Consider the following 17,410-nt stretch of genomic DNA (forward strand, 5'->3'; position numbering starts at 1 on the left):
GGCGGGGGACCGGGAGTGGCGCGGGAACGGGTGCCGGCAGCGGCAGCGGCGATTCGACCGTGACGGTCGCGCGCTGGGTCAAGCGGCCGGGACCCCGCGAGCTCAACCCGGACATCCCGGCGGAGGTGCGCAAGCGCGGCATTTCCGGCAAGGCGTTCCTGGTGTGCCGTGTCCGGCGTGACAAGCATCTGCGCGACTGTTCGGTGCTGAAGGAAACACCGCAGGGAAGCGGCTTTGGCGCCGCGGCGCTTGCCGCCTCTCCCAAGTTCCGCATCTATCCGCCCAAGGTGGACGGGAAGACGGCGGACCTGGCCTGGGTGATCGTGCCGATCGAGTATAACTTCATCCGCTGAAACGATTGGATGCCGAGGCCGCCGGTGCAGGACGCGCGCGTACGACGACCCGCAGTTTTCGCGCGACAAGCCGCAGTTTCGATTGTCAGTGCAGACTCAAGACCATAGGCTCCGACTATTCCGTCCTGGATCGCCGAGGTTCCATGCTCCGCTTTGCCGCACTTCTTGCCGCCTCCACTGCGCTTGCGACCGGCTCCGCCGGCTGGGCGGCGCCCGCCGCATCCCAGGCGCCCGCGCCCAAGAGCGTGGCGCAGCTGCCTGCCGCGCCCATCGCCGAGCTCATCCGGCCGGTCGACATTCCCCACGAGAAGTTCACGCTGGCGAACGGCCTGACCGTGATCGTACACACCGATCGCAAGGCGCCGATCGTGGCGGTGTCGACCTGGTATGATGTCGGCTCCAAGCATGAGCCCAAGGGCAAGACCGGCTTTGCGCATCTGTTCGAGCATCTGATGTTCAACGGGTCGGAGAATGCGCCGGGCGACTTCTTCGCGCCGCTGCGCGAGGTGGGGGCGACCGACTTCAACGGCACGACCTCGTTCGACCGCACCAATTATTTCGAGACGGTGCCGCGGGCAGCACTCGAGCGGGCGCTGTTCCTGGAAAGCGACCGCATGGGCTATCTGCTCGGCGCGATCACCCAGGGCGTGCTCGACGAGCAGCGCGGCGTCGTCCAGAACGAAAAGCGGCAGGGCGATAACCAGCCCTATGGCCTGGTGCGCTACAAGATGACCGAGGGGCTGTTTCCGGAAGGCAGCCCGTATCACCACTCGGTGATCGGCTCGATGGCCGATTTGGACGCGGCGAGCCTGGAGGATGTGAAGACCTGGTTCCGCAGCCATTACGGGCCCAACAACGCGGTGCTGGTGCTGGCCGGCGACATCACCGCCGCCGAGGCGCGGCCGCTGGTCGAGAAATATTTCGGCAAGATCCCCAAGGGGCCGGAGTCGGCGCGGCCGGCGATCAGCATCCCGACGCTGGCGGCGCCCAAGGCGGAGACGATCCGTGACCGCGTCGCCGCCACCCGCGTGATGCGCATGTGGGCGGTGCCGGGGATGGACAGTGCCGATTCCACCGCGCTGGACGTGGCGGCAGGGGCGCTCGGCGGGCTCGGCAGCTCGCGGCTGCAGAATGTGCTGGTCCGGCAGGAGAAGCTGGCGGTCTCCGTCTCGGCCTCCAACCAGACGCTGGCGCAGGCGGGCATGTTCGTGATCAGCATGGACGTGCGCCCGGGCGTGGATGCCAAGGTGGCGGCAGCGCGGCTGGACCAGGTCGTGGCCGACTTCCTGCGCACCGGCCCTACGGCCCAGGAGGTGCAGCGCGTCGCCACCACGGCAGTGTCGGGCACGGTTGCGGGACTGGAATCGGTCGGCGGCTTTGGCGGCAAGGCGGTCGCGCTGGCGCAGGGCGAACTCTATCTGGGCGATGCGGACCATTACAAGAAGGAGCTCCAGCGGCTGGCGGCGGTGACGCCGGCGGTGGCAAAGGCGGCGGCGAGCAAGTGGCTGTCGCGCCCGGTCTATGCGCTGACGGTCGAGCCGGGCGCGCGCGACGCGTATGAAGAGGCGCAAGCCAGCCCCAAGGTGGCCGAGGCGCCGGTGGCACCCACGCCGGCTGCGGCAGAGGGGCCGGCCAAGGGCACGCGCGGCGCGCTGCCGAACGTCGGCCAGGTGCAGGAGCTGAGCTTCCCCGCGATCCAGCGCAGCCGCCTGTCGAACGGGATCGAGCTGGTCTATGCGCAGCGCACGGCGGTGCCGGTGACGCAGATCGCGGTGAGCTTCGACGCGGGCGTCGCGGCGGACCCGGCCGGCAAGCTCGGCACCCAGGCACTGACACTGGCGGTGATGGACGAGGGTACCACCACCCGCAACTCGGTCGCGCTGGCCGAGGAGCAGGAGCGGCTGGGCACCAACATCTTCACGTCGAGCACGCCGGACCTGACCTATGTGGGGCTGGGGGGCCCGAGCGCGAACCTCGCCAGCAGCGTGACGCTGTTGGCCGACATCGTGCGCAACCCCGCCTTCGCGCCGGCCGAGGTCGAGCGGCTGAAGGCGACGCAGCTCGCCCGCATCGCGCAGGAAATGACCAGCCCCTATGGCCTGGCCACCCGGGCGATGCCGCCGCTGCTCTATGGCAAGGACTCGCCCTATGCGAAGCTGGCAGCGGGCAGCGGCGATCCGGCGGCGGTGCAGGCGCTGACCCGCGCGGACCTGGTCGCGTTCCACCAGGCGTGGCTGCGGCCGGACAAGGCCAAGATCTTTGTCACCAGCGATCGTCCGCTGGCCGAGGTGCAGGCCCAACTGGAAAGGGGCTTTGGCAGCTGGCGCGCGACGGGCACCGGCGGGACCAAGGACTTTGCCGCAGCACCCCAGCAGGCGAGCGCAAAGATCGTGCTGATCGACCGGCCGGATTCGCCCCAGTCGCTGATCTATGGCGGGCAGATGACGCCGGAGAAGGGCACCGACGACCTGCTGGCGCTGACCACCGCAAACGATGCCCTGGGCGGCAACTTCCTGTCGCGGATCAACATGGACCTGCGCGAGGAGAAGCACTGGTCCTATGGCGCGCATGGTTCGGTCAACCAGCTGCCGAACGCCGTCAGCTATGTGGTGTCGGCACCCGTCCAGGCGGACCGCACCGGGGATTCGATCGCGGCGCTGCAAAAGGACGTGCGCGAGTTCCTGACCACCAACGGCATGACCAGCCAGGAGTTCGACCGCACCATCACTGGCGAGACCCGCGAGCTGACGGGGCGGTTCGAGACGTCCAACGCGATCCTGGACGCCATGATCACGAACGACCTGCTCAAGCGCCCGGACGATTATTATGCGACCATCACCAACCAGTATCGCGGCTTCACCCTGCCGCAGCTGAACGCGGCGGCGCGCAAGGCACTGGACCCCAACCGCTTCGTCTATGTCGTGGTGGGCGATGCCAAGCTCGTCCGGCCGCAGCTTGACAGGCTGGGGCTGCCGGTGGAGGTGGTCGCAGCAGCGCCCGCCGCGACCGCGCAGGGCAGCAAGTAGGAGAGCGCACCATGGCGGATATCGACGGCAGCTGGGATACGGTGACCAAGACGCCGCTGGGCGACCAGCGTGCGACGCTGACGATCCGGCAGGAAGGCAGCGGCTTTACCGGCAGCTATTCGGGCACGATGGGATCGGTCGAGATCGAGAACGGGCAGGTCGAAGGCGACACGCTGCGCTGGAAGGTGTCGGTCACGGTGCCGATGCCGCTGACGCTGGACTGCACCGCGCGGATCGAGGGCGACACGATCACCGGGGACGTGGGTGCCGGCGCGTTCGGCAGCTTCCCGATGACGGGCACGCGCGCCGCCTGATCGCGGCCGCACGTCGCAGCAAGAAGGGCCCGTCTGCCAGCCGGCAAGCGGGCCCTTCTGGTTTGGGGGCGGTCCCCTGGCAGTAGAACCGGTCGTGCCGAGGTGGCGATGCGCTTGTCGAAGCCCGGTATCGAAGCACCGGTGACGGTCCTTTGATCCGCCATTTCGGCTGCGCGCAATCGCTACTCAGGACGAACGCTTGTCGGCCAGCAGCACGCCCCGGCGGTGGCGGATCACTCGACCGTCACGACCGGGATGCGGCGGATCGGGCGACCCTCCTCGGCCATTTCCTTGCGGAAATCATGCTTCGCGTCCGCGACCTCACGCTGGTATTCGGCCCAGGCGTCCTCGCGATCGGCCGGATCGTCCGCGCGCGCGAGATCCTTGCGAAGCTCGCGCTTCGCCTCGCTGATGTCCGTCTTGTAGTCGAGGTAGTGCGAATTGGAGTCCGAATAGACCGGCGCGCGGTTGCGATCGCCGGCGAGGGCCGGACCTGCAAGCAGCGTTCCGGCAGCGGCAAGGGCCAGGAAGGTCTTGGACATGATACGCTCTCCTTCAGGGACTTGAGCCCGAAACCGGCAGCCGCCGGCGACGGTTCCCAGCGCGGCATGAACCGTGCCGCTGGTGCGCTGAAGCGAGCAAATCGGGCTTTACAAATCAAAAGAGGCGAGTTGCCACATCTCCGCCATGTTTCGGCGGTCCCGCTGCCGCAGTTGACGCGCCATAAACCTTCCCCGCGTTAAGGACTGTTGCAGAATGATCACGGGTTCCGATCGGAGTGTCCGAGGAAACGATTGCGGTGCAACATTCCTGATGCTGGCCGGTTTACGGAGCCTCGGATAGCCGTCGCACCAACGACACCGGATCCAAACGAATAACAGAGGTATCAAGTATGCGTAAGATCACGCTTTCAGCCGTTGCCGCCGCTGCAGCTTTCGTCGCCATGCCGGCGGCCGCGCAGGACACTGCACCTGACGGTTCGCGCGCGTTCGGCATCGACCCGTACGTCGCCGTGCTGGGCGGCTGGGAGCAGTTCGACAACGAGCCGAACGAAGCAGGCATCCCCGCAGCACGCAGCGGCCGCCTGGACGGCAGCCTGGTGCAGGGCATCGTCGGCTTCAACGTGCCGCTGGGTCCCGTGTTCATCGGCGCCGAGGGTAACGCCGTGAAGGGCATCTCGGGCGACATCGACTGGGAATATGGCGTTGCCGGCCGCGCAGGTGTGCGCGCTGGTGAGAGCGGCCTGATCTACGGCAAGGTTGGCTATCAGTGGGTGAACTTCGCCGCATTCGGCAAGGACAGCCCCGATTATCACGCCATGACCTACGGCCTCGGCTTCGAAGTCGGCCCGAAGGACATCGGCCTGAGCGGCCTGACGGGCAACGCGGGCATCCGTTTCCGCGGTGAAGTCACCACTTTCGGTGACACCCAGAGCCTCCGCCCGATGGCGGGTCTGGTCGCGCACTTCTAAGCGCGATCGTGTAACTGCGTACCGGAAGGGGCGGCGTTCGGTAACCGGACGCCGCCCTTTCTGCGTCTGGAGCAGGCTGGTCCGCGGGGGGCACCCGCCGAGCCCGCACTGGCCGGGCGGGGGCGTGCGTACTATCTGGGGCGGATGGACATCCCCAGCCTCCCCATTCCGACCGTGGCCATCCACGACAGCAGCGACCGCTTTCCGGTGCGCCGCATCTTTTGCGTCGGCCAGAACTATGCCGAGCATGCGCGCGAGATGGGCAGCGATCCCGATCGCCAGCAGCCCTTCTTCTTCTCCAAGCCCGCCGACGCGGTGGTGGCGAGTGGCACCGCGATCCCGTTTCCCGGCCAGACGCAGGACCTGCACCACGAGGTGGAACTGGTACTCGCGCTGGGTGAGGGGGGCAGCGACATCGCGGCAGCGGATGCCGAGCGACTGATCTTTGGCTGCGCGGTGGGCATCGATCTCACCCGGCGGGACCTGCAGGCGGTGGCCAAGAAGGCCGGGCGGCCGTGGGACATGGCCAAGGGGTTCGACCAGTCGGCGCCGATCGGCGCGATCGTGCCGGGCGCGCTGCCCGCCGCGACGTCGGCGATCACGCTGGACGTCGGCGGCGCGCGTCGCCAGTCCGGCGTGCTGTCCGACATGATCTGGTCGCCGGCCGAGATCCTGGCGATCCTGTCGACCTATGTGCGCCTGGCGCCCGGCGACCTGATCTTCACCGGGACACCTTCGGGCGTGGGGCCGCTCAACCCGGGCGACCAGGTGACGGCAGCCGTTGACGGTCTGCCGCCGGTCCGCATCGAACTCGCCTGAATGCAAAAGAGGCGCAGTCCCGTGGGACCGCGCCTCCTTTCCACCCGTTCCGCGCGTCAGAAGCGGAAGCGGACACCCAGCGAGTAGGCGCGCTCCAGATAGAGCACCTGACGCGTGTAGGCGTCGCCCGTCTCGCTGTACTGGCGGGTGCGGCGCAGCGGGTTGCCGAGCAGGTTCACGATGTCGAACGCGATCGTCACATTGTCGATCGGCGTCACCGAGGTCGAGAAGTCCAGCTGGCCGCGACCGCGCTCGACGATGGCGTGCGCGACCGGATCGAACGTCTCGAGCGTATAGGCGGTGATGAACTTCGACCGGTAGTTGTACGCCAGGCGCGCCGAGAACTGGTTGCGCTCGTACAGGCCGACGAGGTTGTAGGCCCAGCGCGACACACCCGGGAATGCTTCCTTCCCGCCGTCGCGCGTCTCGGCGAAGCTCGGAATCAGGTCGCCCTTGGCGTCGATATAGGTGCCGTTCGCCTGGATGCCGAAGCCCTTGGCCCAATCCGGCAGCCCTTCGAAGTCGAGGAAGCTGGTGAAGGTGACTTCCGCACCCTGAAGGCGGGTCTTGCCGAGGTTGACCGGGCGGGCGATGCGCAGGCCCTCCACCGAGCGATCGTCGACGGTCGCCAGGAAGCCCTCCGCATCGTGGCGGAAGAGTGCGGCGGTGAACGACCCGGTGCGCGAGAAATAATATTCCAGGCTCACGTCGTAGTTGTTCGAGGTGAGCGGCTTCAGGTCCGGGTTGCCCGCGGAGCCGCCCCGGCGCAGGCGCTCGACGCATGCGGCGGTCGTGGGGTCGTCGTTGCAGGGATCGTCCGGGGCCAGCACGACCGGCTGGCCGAGCGAGAGGTTGGGACGCAGGTCGAAGAAGTTCGGCCGGGTGCGCGTCTGCGTATAGGCCAGGCGCAGCTGCAACTCGTCGGTTAGGCCGATGCGTGCGCTCGCGTTGGGCAGATAGTCGGTATAGTCGTTGCTTGCGCTGATCGCCGGGTAGGAGACGATTTCCGCCCCATCCTCGTCGACGCCGTCGACCACGCGCGAGAAGCCGTCGATCTTGGTCTTGGTCTTCACCGCGCGCAGGCCGACGACGCCATCCAGGACCACCGAGCCCAGGTTGAAGCCATATTTGATCTGCGCGTAGGCGGCGTAGGACTTCTCGTTGGCGCGGAAGTTCTCGGCCGGGTTGAAGGCGGGAACGCCTTCCGGTGCGCCGAAGACGCTGCGCAGATCGACGATGCTGTCCCGAATGCTGTCTCGCGTGGGCGCCGCGAAGAAGACGTTCGGCTGCACCTGGTTGTAGGTGAAGCCCGGCAGCATGGTCGTGATGTCCAGCCCCGGCAGAGAGCTCAGCGGGACGCGATCCCCTTCGTTGTTGATGTAGAGGTTGCCGAGGTCACGGCCGGCCTTGCGGTCGGAATAGCGGATGCCGACGTCGATGCGCTTCAGGAAGCCGAGGTCGAGATCATAGGAGAGGTCGGCACGCGTCTGCCAGTCCTGGCCGCTGACGACCAGGCGCTCCTGCCAAAGGCCGCGGCTGATGTAGTTCGACGGATCGGTGATGTCGAAGTCGACGAAGCTCTGGGTCGGGCCGCCGTCCTTTGCCGCCTCGAACTGGACGTTGCGCACGGGCGAACTGGCCATCGCATAGTCGATGTTGATGACGCTCGTGCTGTACTTGCTGTCGGTATAGGCGATGTCGGCGGACAGCCGCAGCCGGTCCTTCGTCCAGATCGCTCCGGCGCCGGCCTGATAGGTGTCGGTCTTGCCGTTGAACGAGCCGGTGTAGCCGTCCGGTCGCGACGCACCGGTGACGGTGGCGCTGCCGATCTGGTTGGTGCCGCCGATCGTCTCGACGTTGGTGAGCGTCAGGTCCCCGTAGATGGGGATGAACATCCAGCGGTTGTAATCCTTGGACCGGAAGCCCTGGTACAGGCCGTCGGCGTAGATCTCCAGCTCCGGCGTCGGCTTCCACTGGAAGGCGGCGTTGGCGGACGGGCGGTAGCGGTTGCCATAGCCCAGGAAATTGCCCTGTGCGTCCGGGAAGCGCAGGCCAGAGGCGGCGCCGGGAGCGCGGTTCGACACCGTCCCGTCCGCGTTGGTGACGTTGGTGGTGGCGATCACCAGCGACTGCTCGCGGGTGGAGTCGAGGAAGTTCACGCCAACATAGGAGGCGTTGAGCAGCAGGCCCATTTCGCCGATGCCGGTATCCCAGCGGTTGCTGATCAGCAGGTTGCCGTTGGGCACGATCTTTTCGGACTGCTGCGACAGCACGCCGTTGAGCGAGCCCGAAAGCTCAAAGCCCTTGAAGTCGAATGGCTTGCGGCCGCGCACGTTGATCGAGCCGGCGATGCCGCCCTCGATCTGCGGGGCGAGGCCCGACTTGAAGACTTCAAGCGCGGCGACGGTGCCGGCCGGGAAGTCCTGAATTGCGACATAGCGGCCTTCGGCGGTGAAGATCTGGCGGCCGTTATAGGTGGTGGTCAGGTCGGGAAGACCGCGCACGGTGACGCCCGCAGCCTCACCGCCACCGCGGGTGACGTTGACGCCTGCGACGCGCTGAAGCGCCGACGAGGCAAAGGTGTCGGGCAGCTTGCCGATGTCTTCGGCAACGACGGCGTCGACGATGCCTTCCGAGTTGCGCTTGATTGCGGCGGCGGTGGCAAGGCTGCGGCGCAGGCCGGTCACGACGATCACGTCGCCTGAAGCCTCGCCGGTATCCGCCGGTGCGGAGATGGACTCCTGAGCGGACGCCGGAGTGCCCCCTTCTGCGGTTTGCCCGGCCTCAGGAACCTGCGCGTCCTGTGCCCAGGCAGCCGGCGCAGCTGCCAGCAGCGCGAGTGCCGAAGTGGTGACGCAGAAGCGCCTTGCGTCGATCATAGACATCCTCCCCAGGAATCAGTGTCACGGCGGCTTAGGCCGCTCGCTTATGTCCGACATAAGCGCCGACAATTTTACGGACGCAAGTATCTAATCATATTTTTTCTTGGGCTGGGGCTTTTGTGGACATTCGGCAACAGTTGGCAGGCCGAAGTACCCGACCCCAAAGCAATGGGAGCGGTATCGGTGCAACACTTCGCCATTTCAGGTCAGCGACCGCTGCCGCGAGCCGTGCGGCGGCGTGGTCGTGCGCGCCGTGCGACGAACGGCGGCTGTTGCGGGACAGGCGGCGCTCGGAGGCTTCCCGCTGCCCGGCCAGGCGCTAAGCAGGGATCAAAGGGAAGTAACAATGTCACCTATCCAGTCTCTGCGTCGTGGCGTCCTTGTCGCGTCGCTCTGTTCGGTTGCTGCCTGTATTCCGTCGGGGCCACAGCGTCCGGCGCCGGCCCCGCCGCCGATCACCGTCGCGCCCGCCCCGCCCGTGTTGCGCCCGCCGGTGTCGCCTCCGGTCCGGCTGCAGCCTTCGGCACGGCTGCTGAACGCGATCCAGGCGCTGGGCGGCAGCTTTCGCGGGGAAGTCGGCATCTCGGTCCGCGACATCGACGAGGGTTGGACCGTCGCCTGGGGCGGCGACACGCCACGGCCGCAGCAGAGCGTCAGCAAATTCTGGGTCGCGATCGCAGTCATGGATGCGGTGGACCAGGGCCGGCTTTCGCTCAGTGACCCCATCACGGTGCGGCGATCGGACCTGACCGTATTCCACCAGCCGATCCGGGCGCAGATCGGGGCCGACGGGTATCGCACCACCATCGGCAACCTGCTGTCCTGCGCGATGACGCGCAGCGACAACACCTGCAACGACGTGCTGCTGTGGAAGGTCGGCGGACCCGAGGCGATCCGGCGCATGCTGAAGACCAAGGGGATCGAGGGCGTGACCTTTGGCCCTGGCGAGCGGCTGCTGCAGGCGCGCACCGCCGGGCTGGAGTGGAAGCCGGAATGGGCCGGCGGCTCGGGCTTCCTGCAGGCGCGCGCTGCGATGAACCAGGAGACGCGGCGCCGGGCGCTCGAACGCTATTTGGCCGACCCCTATGACGGCGCATCGGCCAATGGCGTGACCCTGGGCATCGCACTGCTCGCGCAGGGTAAGCTGCTGAGCGCCCGGTCGACGGATTCGCTGGTAACGCTGATGCATGCGAGCAAGACCGGGCCGCTGCGGCTGAAGTCGGGACTGCAGCCCGGCTGGACGTTGGCGCACAAGACCGGGACGGGGCAGGAGCTGGGCAGCCTGTCGACCGGCTATAACGACGTGGGGCTGCTGCGGGGGCCCGACGGGCACCGCTATGCGGTGGCGGTGATGATCGCCAGCACGCGCGAGCCGATCCCGGTGCGGATGCGGCTGATGGGCGACGTCAGCCGCGCGATCATCGCGTCGACCGACTGACCCGGCTGCCGGGACGGAGGGGCAGCGCGAAGAGGCGCGGCAGGGATCCAGGGCCAAGCAGGGCAACGCCTTGCGGGGTCTGGAGCCCTGGGCTCCTGCCTTCGCGGGAGCATGAACAGGATCCTTGCCAGGGCCTCCGCCTGTTCAGCGCTCGCGCAGGATCGGGTAGCGCAGCGCATAGGGGTCGGCAGGCAGCAGCCGGTGGCGGAACCAGGCCAGGCGCGCGGCGGGATCGGCGGCAAAGGCTGGGTCGGCGGCGAGGCGCTGTTCGAACGCGGCGCGCGCCGTTGCGTCTGTCGCGAGCAGCCGGTCGGCCATGGGCGCCAGCACGAAATCCTCGGTACCGGGCGGGGGCTGCAGCGCCTCGGCAAAGAAGCCCCAGGCAAAGAAGGAATCCTGGCTCTCCGGCTCCAGCAGCGCGGCGGCGAGCAGGCCGAGCGGCTGGTCGGCGGGCACGCGGACCGAGCCGGCGGGCAGCGTCTCGCGCACGGCTTCGTGGAAAGTGGTCGCGGTGACCGGTACGCGGCCTTCGCTCGGCTTGCCGAGCGCAGGGTGGCGCAGGCGCACCCGGTCGAGATCGAGGGTGCGGGGCGCATCGAGCGTCTCAAAGCGGATGCCGTGGAGCGTCAGCCGCTCGACGATGTCGCCATAGCCGGGCGGCACCCACCAGGCGTTTGGCAGGTCGACCTGCTCGGTCGCGGTCTGGCCGATGATCGGCATGCGGAAGCGGATCGGCCGGCCGAGCCAGCGCTGCTCCATGCGGCCCGAGGCGGGCGAGCGATAGGTCTCGTACCCGACGCCCTTGAAGCCGTCGATCCAGCCGATCGGCTGGCTGGCGGGCGTCCAGCGCGTCATCAGCCGGGCGGGGCGGCTGGCGCGGTCCTTCGCCTTGGCCGCCTGGATGCGGTCGGCGTCCGTGGCTGCCAGGCGCAGCGCCGCTTCCATCAGCACATAGCTGCCGAGCACGCGCTGGCGATAGGGTTTGAGCGAATGGTTCTCCACCAGCACGGTCGGCACGCCGATGAAGTCGCCATAGCCGGTCGAATAGCGCGGCCCTTCCGGGCTGAAGCGGATCCCCTTGGTGGGATCATGCGCGTCGATCGCGCTGGGATAGACGCCGGGGATGTGCCCGGCGCGCTCCAGCGCGGCGGTGGCGCCTGGCCCGAACCGCTGCTCCAGCCAGTCCGCAGTGGCGCGGTGGCGGGCGTAGGTGCCCCAGCCGGCGTAGGTGAAGGTCACGTCATATTGGTGGTCGAAGCCGTCGCTGACGTGGAAGTCCATGTAGAGCAGCGGATCGAGCGTGCGCAGCAGGCCGACGACCGCGCGCGTTTCCGGCGCGTCGAGCTTGGCATAGTCGCGGTTGAGGTCGCGGTTGCGGGCGTTGGCGCGATAGCCCTTGGCGAACGGGATCCGGTCGTGCGGGCGGTTCAGGACGTCCGTCCGCTCGTGCCCGTCGATGTTGAGGATCGGCACGAACACCAGGTCGACCGCGTCGAGCAGCCCGTCCTTGCCGCGCAGCGCGATGTCGCGCAGCAGCATGAGGCCGGCGTCCTTGCCGTCGATCTCGCCCGGATGGATGCCGGCCTGGATCAGCACCACCGGCTTCCTCGCGCCGCCCTTGCTGACCCGCACGGCGAGCAGGTCGCGGCCTTCGCCGGTGCGGCCGATGGTTTCGATCGAGACCAGCGGCGAGGCGGCGTCGAGCCGTTCGAGCCAGGCGCGCGTCTCGGCATAGCTTGGCGTCGCCTGGAACCCGGCGCGCTCGGCCGGGGTGATCCAGGGGTCGTTCGGAGCGGCGATCAATGCCTCGCTGCTGCCGGACCAGGGAAGGGCGGGGGGCAGTGACGCTGGTTGTTGGGCGGCGGCTGAAAACGGGGAGCAGAGGAAGGCGGTTGCGAACACGGCGGCGCGGAAGGGCAAGGACGACTCCTGATGGTCTGCAACTGGCGGTTGTTCCAGGGCACCGCGCCATCGTCCTGGGGGGATCCAGGGGCACCGCCCAACGGCGCGGCTCTGCGTACGCGATGATATATCGTTATGCAACCGAGCGGCCGTTGGTGGTACGGATTGGATGCGTTCCCGGCGCGAACGGCCGGAAAGCTGTCCCCTCTACACACATCCGCAACCGCCGGCAGGAGAACGGTTTGGTGTTGAAGATCGCCGCGCGGCGCCGCACGTCGATGATGTGGCAGGGCGGCTCGTCTATGTATTGCCGGTGACCTCAGGCACAGCCCGCACTCCGGCCTTTGATATTCGGGAGGCGGACTTGCGGGTGTTGCTGGCCGCCCCTGATCGTCGAGCGGTGCTGGAGGCGCGCGCCGAACGAATGCTCCAACGCGCCAGCATCCGGCGCAAACCAGAAGTGACGCCCGCGATGTTCCGCGACCTGCTGGATCAAGTGCTGCATGCCCCGCGAGCGGACCTCGCAACGTCCAACACCCGGTTCGACCGCGGGTAGCCCTGCCTTCGTGCTCTAGGCCAGCCGGACAAGGTCACCCCCTGTCGCCGCAGCGACACGAGAGATTCGCAGGTACGTTTGTGGGCGCAACCTTGAAGTGCGCCTAATGTGGGAGGGAAAACGGCGGTTTGTAACCTTATCTCTGTAACCCGCTTGCCCTTTTGGAATGGATGCAAACTCGAGCTAGCCGCACACCCATGAGCAAGCTCGCCGTTCCCTCATTACGGTCTGCACGTCTTGACGGGGGTCACGATCAACCTACGCCCTGTCCAGCCGGTAGAACTCGCTCAGAAGAAAGCGCTTAGTCACAAATGAGTCTACTTCAGCGAGACGGGATGAGCGCCGCTCCGCGAGGTAGATCAGCGACGGCGGTGAGCGGCCCCCACCGGGTGGTCCGGGTTGATAGTTAGTGCGTTTCCGGGGCCGGCGGTCGGTAGCCGAGGCTGCTGTGCGGCCGGGCTGTGTTGTAGTGACGTCGCCCCGCCTCGATCAGCATCCTGGCCTCTGCGAGGCTGTAGAAGATCTCGCCGTTGGTGACGGCTAAGCAGCACTGACGACAGCAACACCCTGGGTGTTGGCGCTGACGGCCAGACCGCGATAATCGGGAATGGCTGAATGCGCCGTGCCGATCGGGTGGCTGTGCGTGGCAGTGATTGCAAGAGCGGCGGCACCAGCTGCGTCGGCGGCGTTGAGGCCCGCAACGGTGTCCTCGAACACCAGGCACTCGGCGGGATCGACGTTGAGCCGCTTCGCACCGAGCAGAAAGCATGCAGGATCGGGCTTGCCACGCTCGACATCTTCCGAGGTGACCAGCACGGGCGGGATCGCGATCCCGGCTCGGGCAAGACGCGCTTCGGCTAGCTTGCGCGAGGCGGATGTCACGATCGCCCAGCGGCCTTCGGGGATCCCGGCGAGGAACTTAGCTACGCCGGCGATCGGTGCCACCCCGTCGGTATCCTCGATCTCCAATTTGGTGATCCACGCCGCCTCGGCTTCCGGATCGCTGACGCCAAGGCGCTTCATCGTTTCCACCGTGCGCACGCCGTGCATGATGGAGATGACATGTGCTGGGTCGAAATTACGCATGCGTGACCAAGTCGTCCAGGCGCGATTAGCCGACTCGATGCTCGTGATCAGCGTACCGTCCATGTCGAACAGGAAGGCGGAGAACCGACGGCCCGCGAGGGGCGTAACGGCGGAAGTGGAAGAGAGCATGTGCATGAGGAAAACCCTCAATAGGATTGTGGGGGAGGGCGCAACCGCCGCACCACGGCGGGGTGACAATCAGCCTGCCGTGGCCCTGCTCAGTAGGCGGGCATAACGCGCGGCGCCCTCGACTGGGCTCCATCGGGGCTCGACCACCTCGAACTGCCCGTTTTCGTTCAACAACTGCCGCAGCGTCTCGCGAACAACGTCCTGCCGCTGCACGACGCCGCCAGACCAGGAGAAGGCAGCGCGTTCGCCCGTCGCATAGCCGAGTTGTGCACGCAGACTAGTGGCGATCGCGAAAAGTTCGCGTGCCGCCTGCGTCAGGATCGCGAGCGCGGCCGGATCTCCCGCCGCCGCCGCGCTGGAGACGATCGGCGCCAAGGCGGCGATCCCATCGCGACCGAGCCCGCCGGAGCCCATCGTTTTCGCGCAGATGTCGAGATCGTTTGTGAGGGACAGCGCGTCGACAAAGGCGGCGTGGAGCGGCCCGCGGGGCAGGCGCCCGTCGCTCATCCGGGTAAAGGCGTTGAGGCCCTGTACGGCGATCCAATAGGCCGAGCCTTCGTCGCTGAACACCTCGCCCCAGCCACCGGTGCGCGCCTCCACTGAGCCGCGTCGCCCGTAGCCGATCGAGCCGGTCCCCGCGACCAGGTTGATCCCGTCCTCGCAGGCCAACGATCCCGCCCAGCCGCACACCATATCGTTGGCGCACCGATAGCGGTCGTGCCCGAGCAGCGCCGCACAGGCGGTGTCGAGCAGCGGGTCGGTCGCCTTGTCTTCTCCGAAGGCGGGAAGGCCGACAAAGGCGAAGGCGATGTCGGCGGGCGTGATCGAAAGCGCGGCGCAGATCGCGCCGACGCCTTCGCTCAGCGCAGCTTTGGCGCCATCCAGTCCGACCTGAAGATGATAAGTGGTGCCCGTTCTCGCCCGCGCCAGTTCGCGTCCGCCGTCGTCGATGCAGAGGAATTCGGTCTTGGTTCCCCCGCCGTCGACGCCCAGAAAATAGCTCGCGGTCATGCGTTGTGGATTCGCACGCCCTGGACGACGCGATTGACGGTGCCGTTCTGGTTCGGCGTGTCCGGCGTGAGACCAAGCGCCAGCGAGACCTGCAGTGCGTAGAGCTGTGCCGGCACGATGAAGGGGAACAGCAGGTCGGCATCCGTCGCTGCCGCCATGCCCGGAACGATCACGTCGGCATTGTCACCGGGCTGCGCCGAGACCGTCAACAGCGCGCCGCAGCGCGCATCCGCACGCAGTTCCTCGACGATGTCGAGATCGTAATGACGGGTGAGGGGATCGTTGGACAGGAACACCACGATCAGCGCGTCGGGCGCGACGATCGTCTTGGGCCCATGGCGGAAGCCGAGTGCGGTATCGAATGCCGTCACGACCTTTCCATCGCTGAGTTCGAGCAGCTTGAGCGCCGCCTCACGCGCCAGACCCTTGAACACGCCGCTCCCGAGATAGACGACCCGCGAGAAGTTGCGTGCTGCCAGCGCCGTCGCCTTCTCTTCGACGTCGCGGGCGACCGCGCGCACCGCGTCCGAGATCGCGACGACCCGCTCGGCCATTGCGGCCGGACCGGTGAAGGCGGTGAGCGCGGTCAGCATCATCGCGCTGAAGCTCGACGTCATTGCGAAGGCGCGATCGTGCGTGGCCTCGGGCAGCAGGATGACATGTCCGTCGGCGTAGTGCCGCTTGGCCAGTGCGCCCTCGGCATTGCAGGTGATGATCAGGTGATGCACGTCTGCGACGCGCGCATCGACCAGATCCAGCGCCGCGACGCTTTCGGGGCTGTTGCCCGAACGACCGAACGACACCAGCAGGATCGGTGCACCCGCCCGCAGGAACAATGCCGGCGAGCTGACCAGATCAGTGGTCGGGATCGACTCAACGCAGCGGCCAAGCAACTGCGACAGCCAAGGCGCCAGACTGTCGCCGATGAAGGCCGAGGTGCCTGCGCCGGTCAGCACAATGCGCAGGTTCGGACGCGCGAGCAGCGGCTGGAGGAAGCCGTCGAGCGCACCTGCATCACGTGCAATCAGCGCGTGCGTTTCGGCGAGCGTGTCCGGCTGCTGGAGGATCTCGCGCCGCGTCCAGCACTCGGCAGTGTCGGCACTGGCCGCCATCAGGGTTTCAGGCATGGGGGTGGCAGGCTCCGTAATAGGTGTCCAGCGTGGCGGCGATATGCGCCATCACTAGGTCGAGAGGATCGCGGGTCGCCGTCCCGGCGCGCACCGCGGCATAAGCAAGGGGCAGATACTGGCTCACCAGCGGCAATGGCGGCGCGGTTTGGCGCAGATTGTCGAACAACCGCTCTTGCGCCGCTGCGATGGCAGGGGCCGGCCAGTAATAACGGATGCGGTCGCTCAGGCTGTATTGCAGCTGCTGCTCAAGTGCCTCGCCCTGCTCGTGATAGTATTTGCGCCAGTTGCCGGGCGCGGCGTGCATCCGCTCCAACGCGACGGCGCGCAGGGACGCGCGACGCTCGGCCGGCACGGTCTCGCGTTCGATCGCGTCCAGCGCCCACAGCGCCTCGCGCAACGCGAAGGTGACGCCGGGGCCGACCTTCAGTATGGCGAAATGGTCGCGCACCAGTGCCGCCAACGCTTCGCTGGTCTGGTAGTCAGTGGAATGCGCTTCGAAGACGATGCCGGCGACCAGTTCGAGCGCGGTGCTGAGCGCGCGTGCCTTTTCCGGGCGATAGTCCACCACCTTGTCGTGGTCGAACTCGACACCCGGCTGCACCACTGTGGCGATCACGCGGTTCCACGCCGCGGAGAGATCGGCCTCACGGAAGAGGTCGCGGTGCATGTCGAGTGTGGCGATGGCGGCTTCCGGGGTCGTCACCGCCAGTTCCTCCAGATACTCCGCCGCGCCGCCAGGAACGGGGACTTCCGTGCCGATGACATAGACCGGCGCGTCGTGCTCCTCGCCCGAGAAAGCGTCTTCCGCGGCACGCGCGAGCCGGGCGGCACGCTCGGCGATGATGCGCTCGGGCAGCGGCACTGCATCGTCGGCGCAGCTCATCGAACAATCGAGATGGATCTTCCGGAAGCCGGCGGCGACGTAGTCGGCCACCATCACTTCGGCCTTGGCCATCGCCTCTTCGGCCGTCTGGGCGGTCCAGGCGTTCGGCCCGAGATGGTCTCCGCCGAGCACGAGACGATCAAGGGGAAAGCCGACGTGTTGTGCGATCGCTTCCACGAAGGCGCGGAAGTCGGCGGGCACCATCCCGGTATAGCCGCCGTCCTGGTTCACCTGGTTTGACGTCGCTTCGATCAGCACGGTCGAGTCGCGTGTCAGCCCGTGGCGCAGGGTGGCCTCGATCACGATCGGGTGCGCCGAGCAGACCGACGGGATGCCGATACGCTCACCCGCTTTGTGGCGCGCTACGATGTCTCTGATGGTCTGCACGGGTGAGTCCCCCTTCGCAAATC

The 17,410-nt window shown here is 67.3% G+C and carries 14 protein-coding genes and 1 pseudogene; 7 read left to right on the forward strand and 8 right to left on the reverse strand.

Going from position 1 to position 17,410, the window contains the following annotated elements; translation table 11 throughout:
* From LK533_RS14580 to LK533_RS14590, 3 genes are all read left to right on the forward strand, one after another.
* The coding region (locus tag LK533_RS14580) for a TonB family protein (RefSeq protein ID WP_229363811.1) at positions 1 to 353 on the forward strand (353 nt) is incomplete at its 5' end.
* A gap of 143 nt (positions 354 to 496) precedes the next feature.
* A complete protein-coding gene (locus LK533_RS14585; protein ID WP_229363812.1) occupies positions 497 to 3,379 on the forward strand; it encodes a M16 family metallopeptidase in 2,883 nt (960 codons plus the stop codon).
* A gap of 11 nt (positions 3,380 to 3,390) precedes the next feature.
* The gene (locus LK533_RS14590) at positions 3,391 to 3,693 is read left to right on the forward strand and encodes a hypothetical protein (RefSeq protein WP_229363813.1); all 303 of its coding nucleotides are present in this window, start codon (positions 3,391 to 3,393) and stop codon (positions 3,691 to 3,693) included.
* 233 nt (positions 3,694 to 3,926) lie between these two features.
* Here the strand turns inward: LK533_RS14590 and LK533_RS14595 are convergent, their stop codons facing one another.
* A complete protein-coding gene (locus LK533_RS14595) occupies positions 3,927 to 4,235 on the reverse strand; it encodes a hypothetical protein (protein WP_229363814.1) in 309 nt (102 codons plus the stop codon).
* Positions 4,236 to 4,585: 350 nt separating this feature from the next.
* On the opposite strand from LK533_RS14595, the gene LK533_RS14600 reads away from it, so the two are divergent.
* Together LK533_RS14600 and LK533_RS14605 are read left to right on the forward strand one after the other, a co-directional pair.
* A complete protein-coding gene (locus tag LK533_RS14600; protein WP_229363815.1) occupies positions 4,586 to 5,164 on the forward strand; it encodes an opacity protein in 579 nt (192 codons plus the stop codon).
* A gap of 144 nt (positions 5,165 to 5,308) precedes the next feature.
* Positions 5,309 to 5,983: a fumarylacetoacetate hydrolase family protein gene (locus tag LK533_RS14605; protein ID WP_229363816.1), complete on the forward strand. Its 675-nt coding sequence runs from the start codon at positions 5,309 to 5,311 to the stop codon at positions 5,981 to 5,983.
* A 56-nt stretch (positions 5,984 to 6,039) separates the two neighbouring features.
* Here the strand turns inward: LK533_RS14605 and LK533_RS14610 are convergent, their stop codons facing one another.
* Complete coding sequence (locus tag LK533_RS14610; RefSeq protein ID WP_229363817.1) at positions 6,040 to 8,862, reverse strand: TonB-dependent receptor; 2,823 nt, start codon at positions 8,860 to 8,862, stop codon at positions 6,040 to 6,042.
* Between the two features lie 496 nt (positions 8,863 to 9,358).
* Between LK533_RS14610 and LK533_RS14615 the strand changes: the two genes are divergently transcribed.
* Positions 9,359 to 10,303, forward strand: a complete 945-nt coding sequence (locus LK533_RS14615; RefSeq protein WP_229363818.1) for a serine hydrolase — start codon at positions 9,359 to 9,361, stop codon at positions 10,301 to 10,303.
* A gap of 144 nt (positions 10,304 to 10,447) precedes the next feature.
* Here LK533_RS14615 and LK533_RS14620 read toward each other — a convergent pair whose 3' ends face one another.
* Positions 10,448 to 12,205 carry a M14 family metallopeptidase gene (locus tag LK533_RS14620; protein WP_420705870.1) on the reverse strand — a complete coding sequence of 586 codons (1,758 nt, stop codon included), beginning with the start codon at positions 12,203 to 12,205 and terminating at the stop codon, positions 10,448 to 10,450.
* 169 nt (positions 12,206 to 12,374) lie between these two features.
* Between LK533_RS14620 and LK533_RS14625 the strand changes: the two genes are divergently transcribed.
* Entirely contained in the window at positions 12,375 to 12,761 is a 387-nt protein-coding gene (locus tag LK533_RS14625; protein ID WP_229363820.1) for a hypothetical protein, read from the forward strand.
* Between the two features lie 406 nt (positions 12,762 to 13,167).
* On the opposite strand, the pseudogene LK533_RS14630 reads toward LK533_RS14625, so the two are convergent.
* The 5 genes and pseudogenes from LK533_RS14630 to LK533_RS14650 all read right to left on the reverse strand — a co-directional run.
* Positions 13,168 to 13,293 (reverse strand): annotated as a pseudogene (locus LK533_RS14630) (integrase core domain-containing protein); the annotation flags it as partial.
* Positions 13,294 to 13,301: 8 nt separating this feature from the next.
* The gene (locus LK533_RS14635; RefSeq protein ID WP_229363821.1) at positions 13,302 to 13,982 is read right to left on the reverse strand and encodes an HAD-IA family hydrolase; all 681 of its coding nucleotides are present in this window, start codon (positions 13,980 to 13,982) and stop codon (positions 13,302 to 13,304) included.
* Between the two features lie 63 nt (positions 13,983 to 14,045).
* A complete protein-coding gene (locus LK533_RS14640; RefSeq protein ID WP_229363822.1) occupies positions 14,046 to 14,987 on the reverse strand; it encodes an N-acetylglucosamine kinase in 942 nt (313 codons plus the stop codon).
* A complete protein-coding gene (locus tag LK533_RS14645) occupies positions 14,984 to 16,114 on the reverse strand; it encodes an SIS domain-containing protein (protein WP_229363823.1) in 1,131 nt (376 codons plus the stop codon). The genes LK533_RS14640 and LK533_RS14645 overlap by 4 nt, the downstream gene beginning before the upstream one ends.
* Positions 16,107 to 17,387: a D-tagatose-bisphosphate aldolase, class II, non-catalytic subunit gene (locus LK533_RS14650; protein ID WP_229363824.1), complete on the reverse strand. Its 1,281-nt coding sequence runs from the start codon at positions 17,385 to 17,387 to the stop codon at positions 16,107 to 16,109. The genes LK533_RS14645 and LK533_RS14650 overlap by 8 nt, the downstream gene beginning before the upstream one ends.
* Positions 17,388 to 17,410 lie beyond the last annotated feature (23 nt).

The organism is Sphingomonas sp. PL-96 (assembly GCF_020707215.1).
Classification (GTDB): domain Bacteria; phylum Pseudomonadota; class Alphaproteobacteria; order Sphingomonadales; family Sphingomonadaceae; genus Sphingomonas.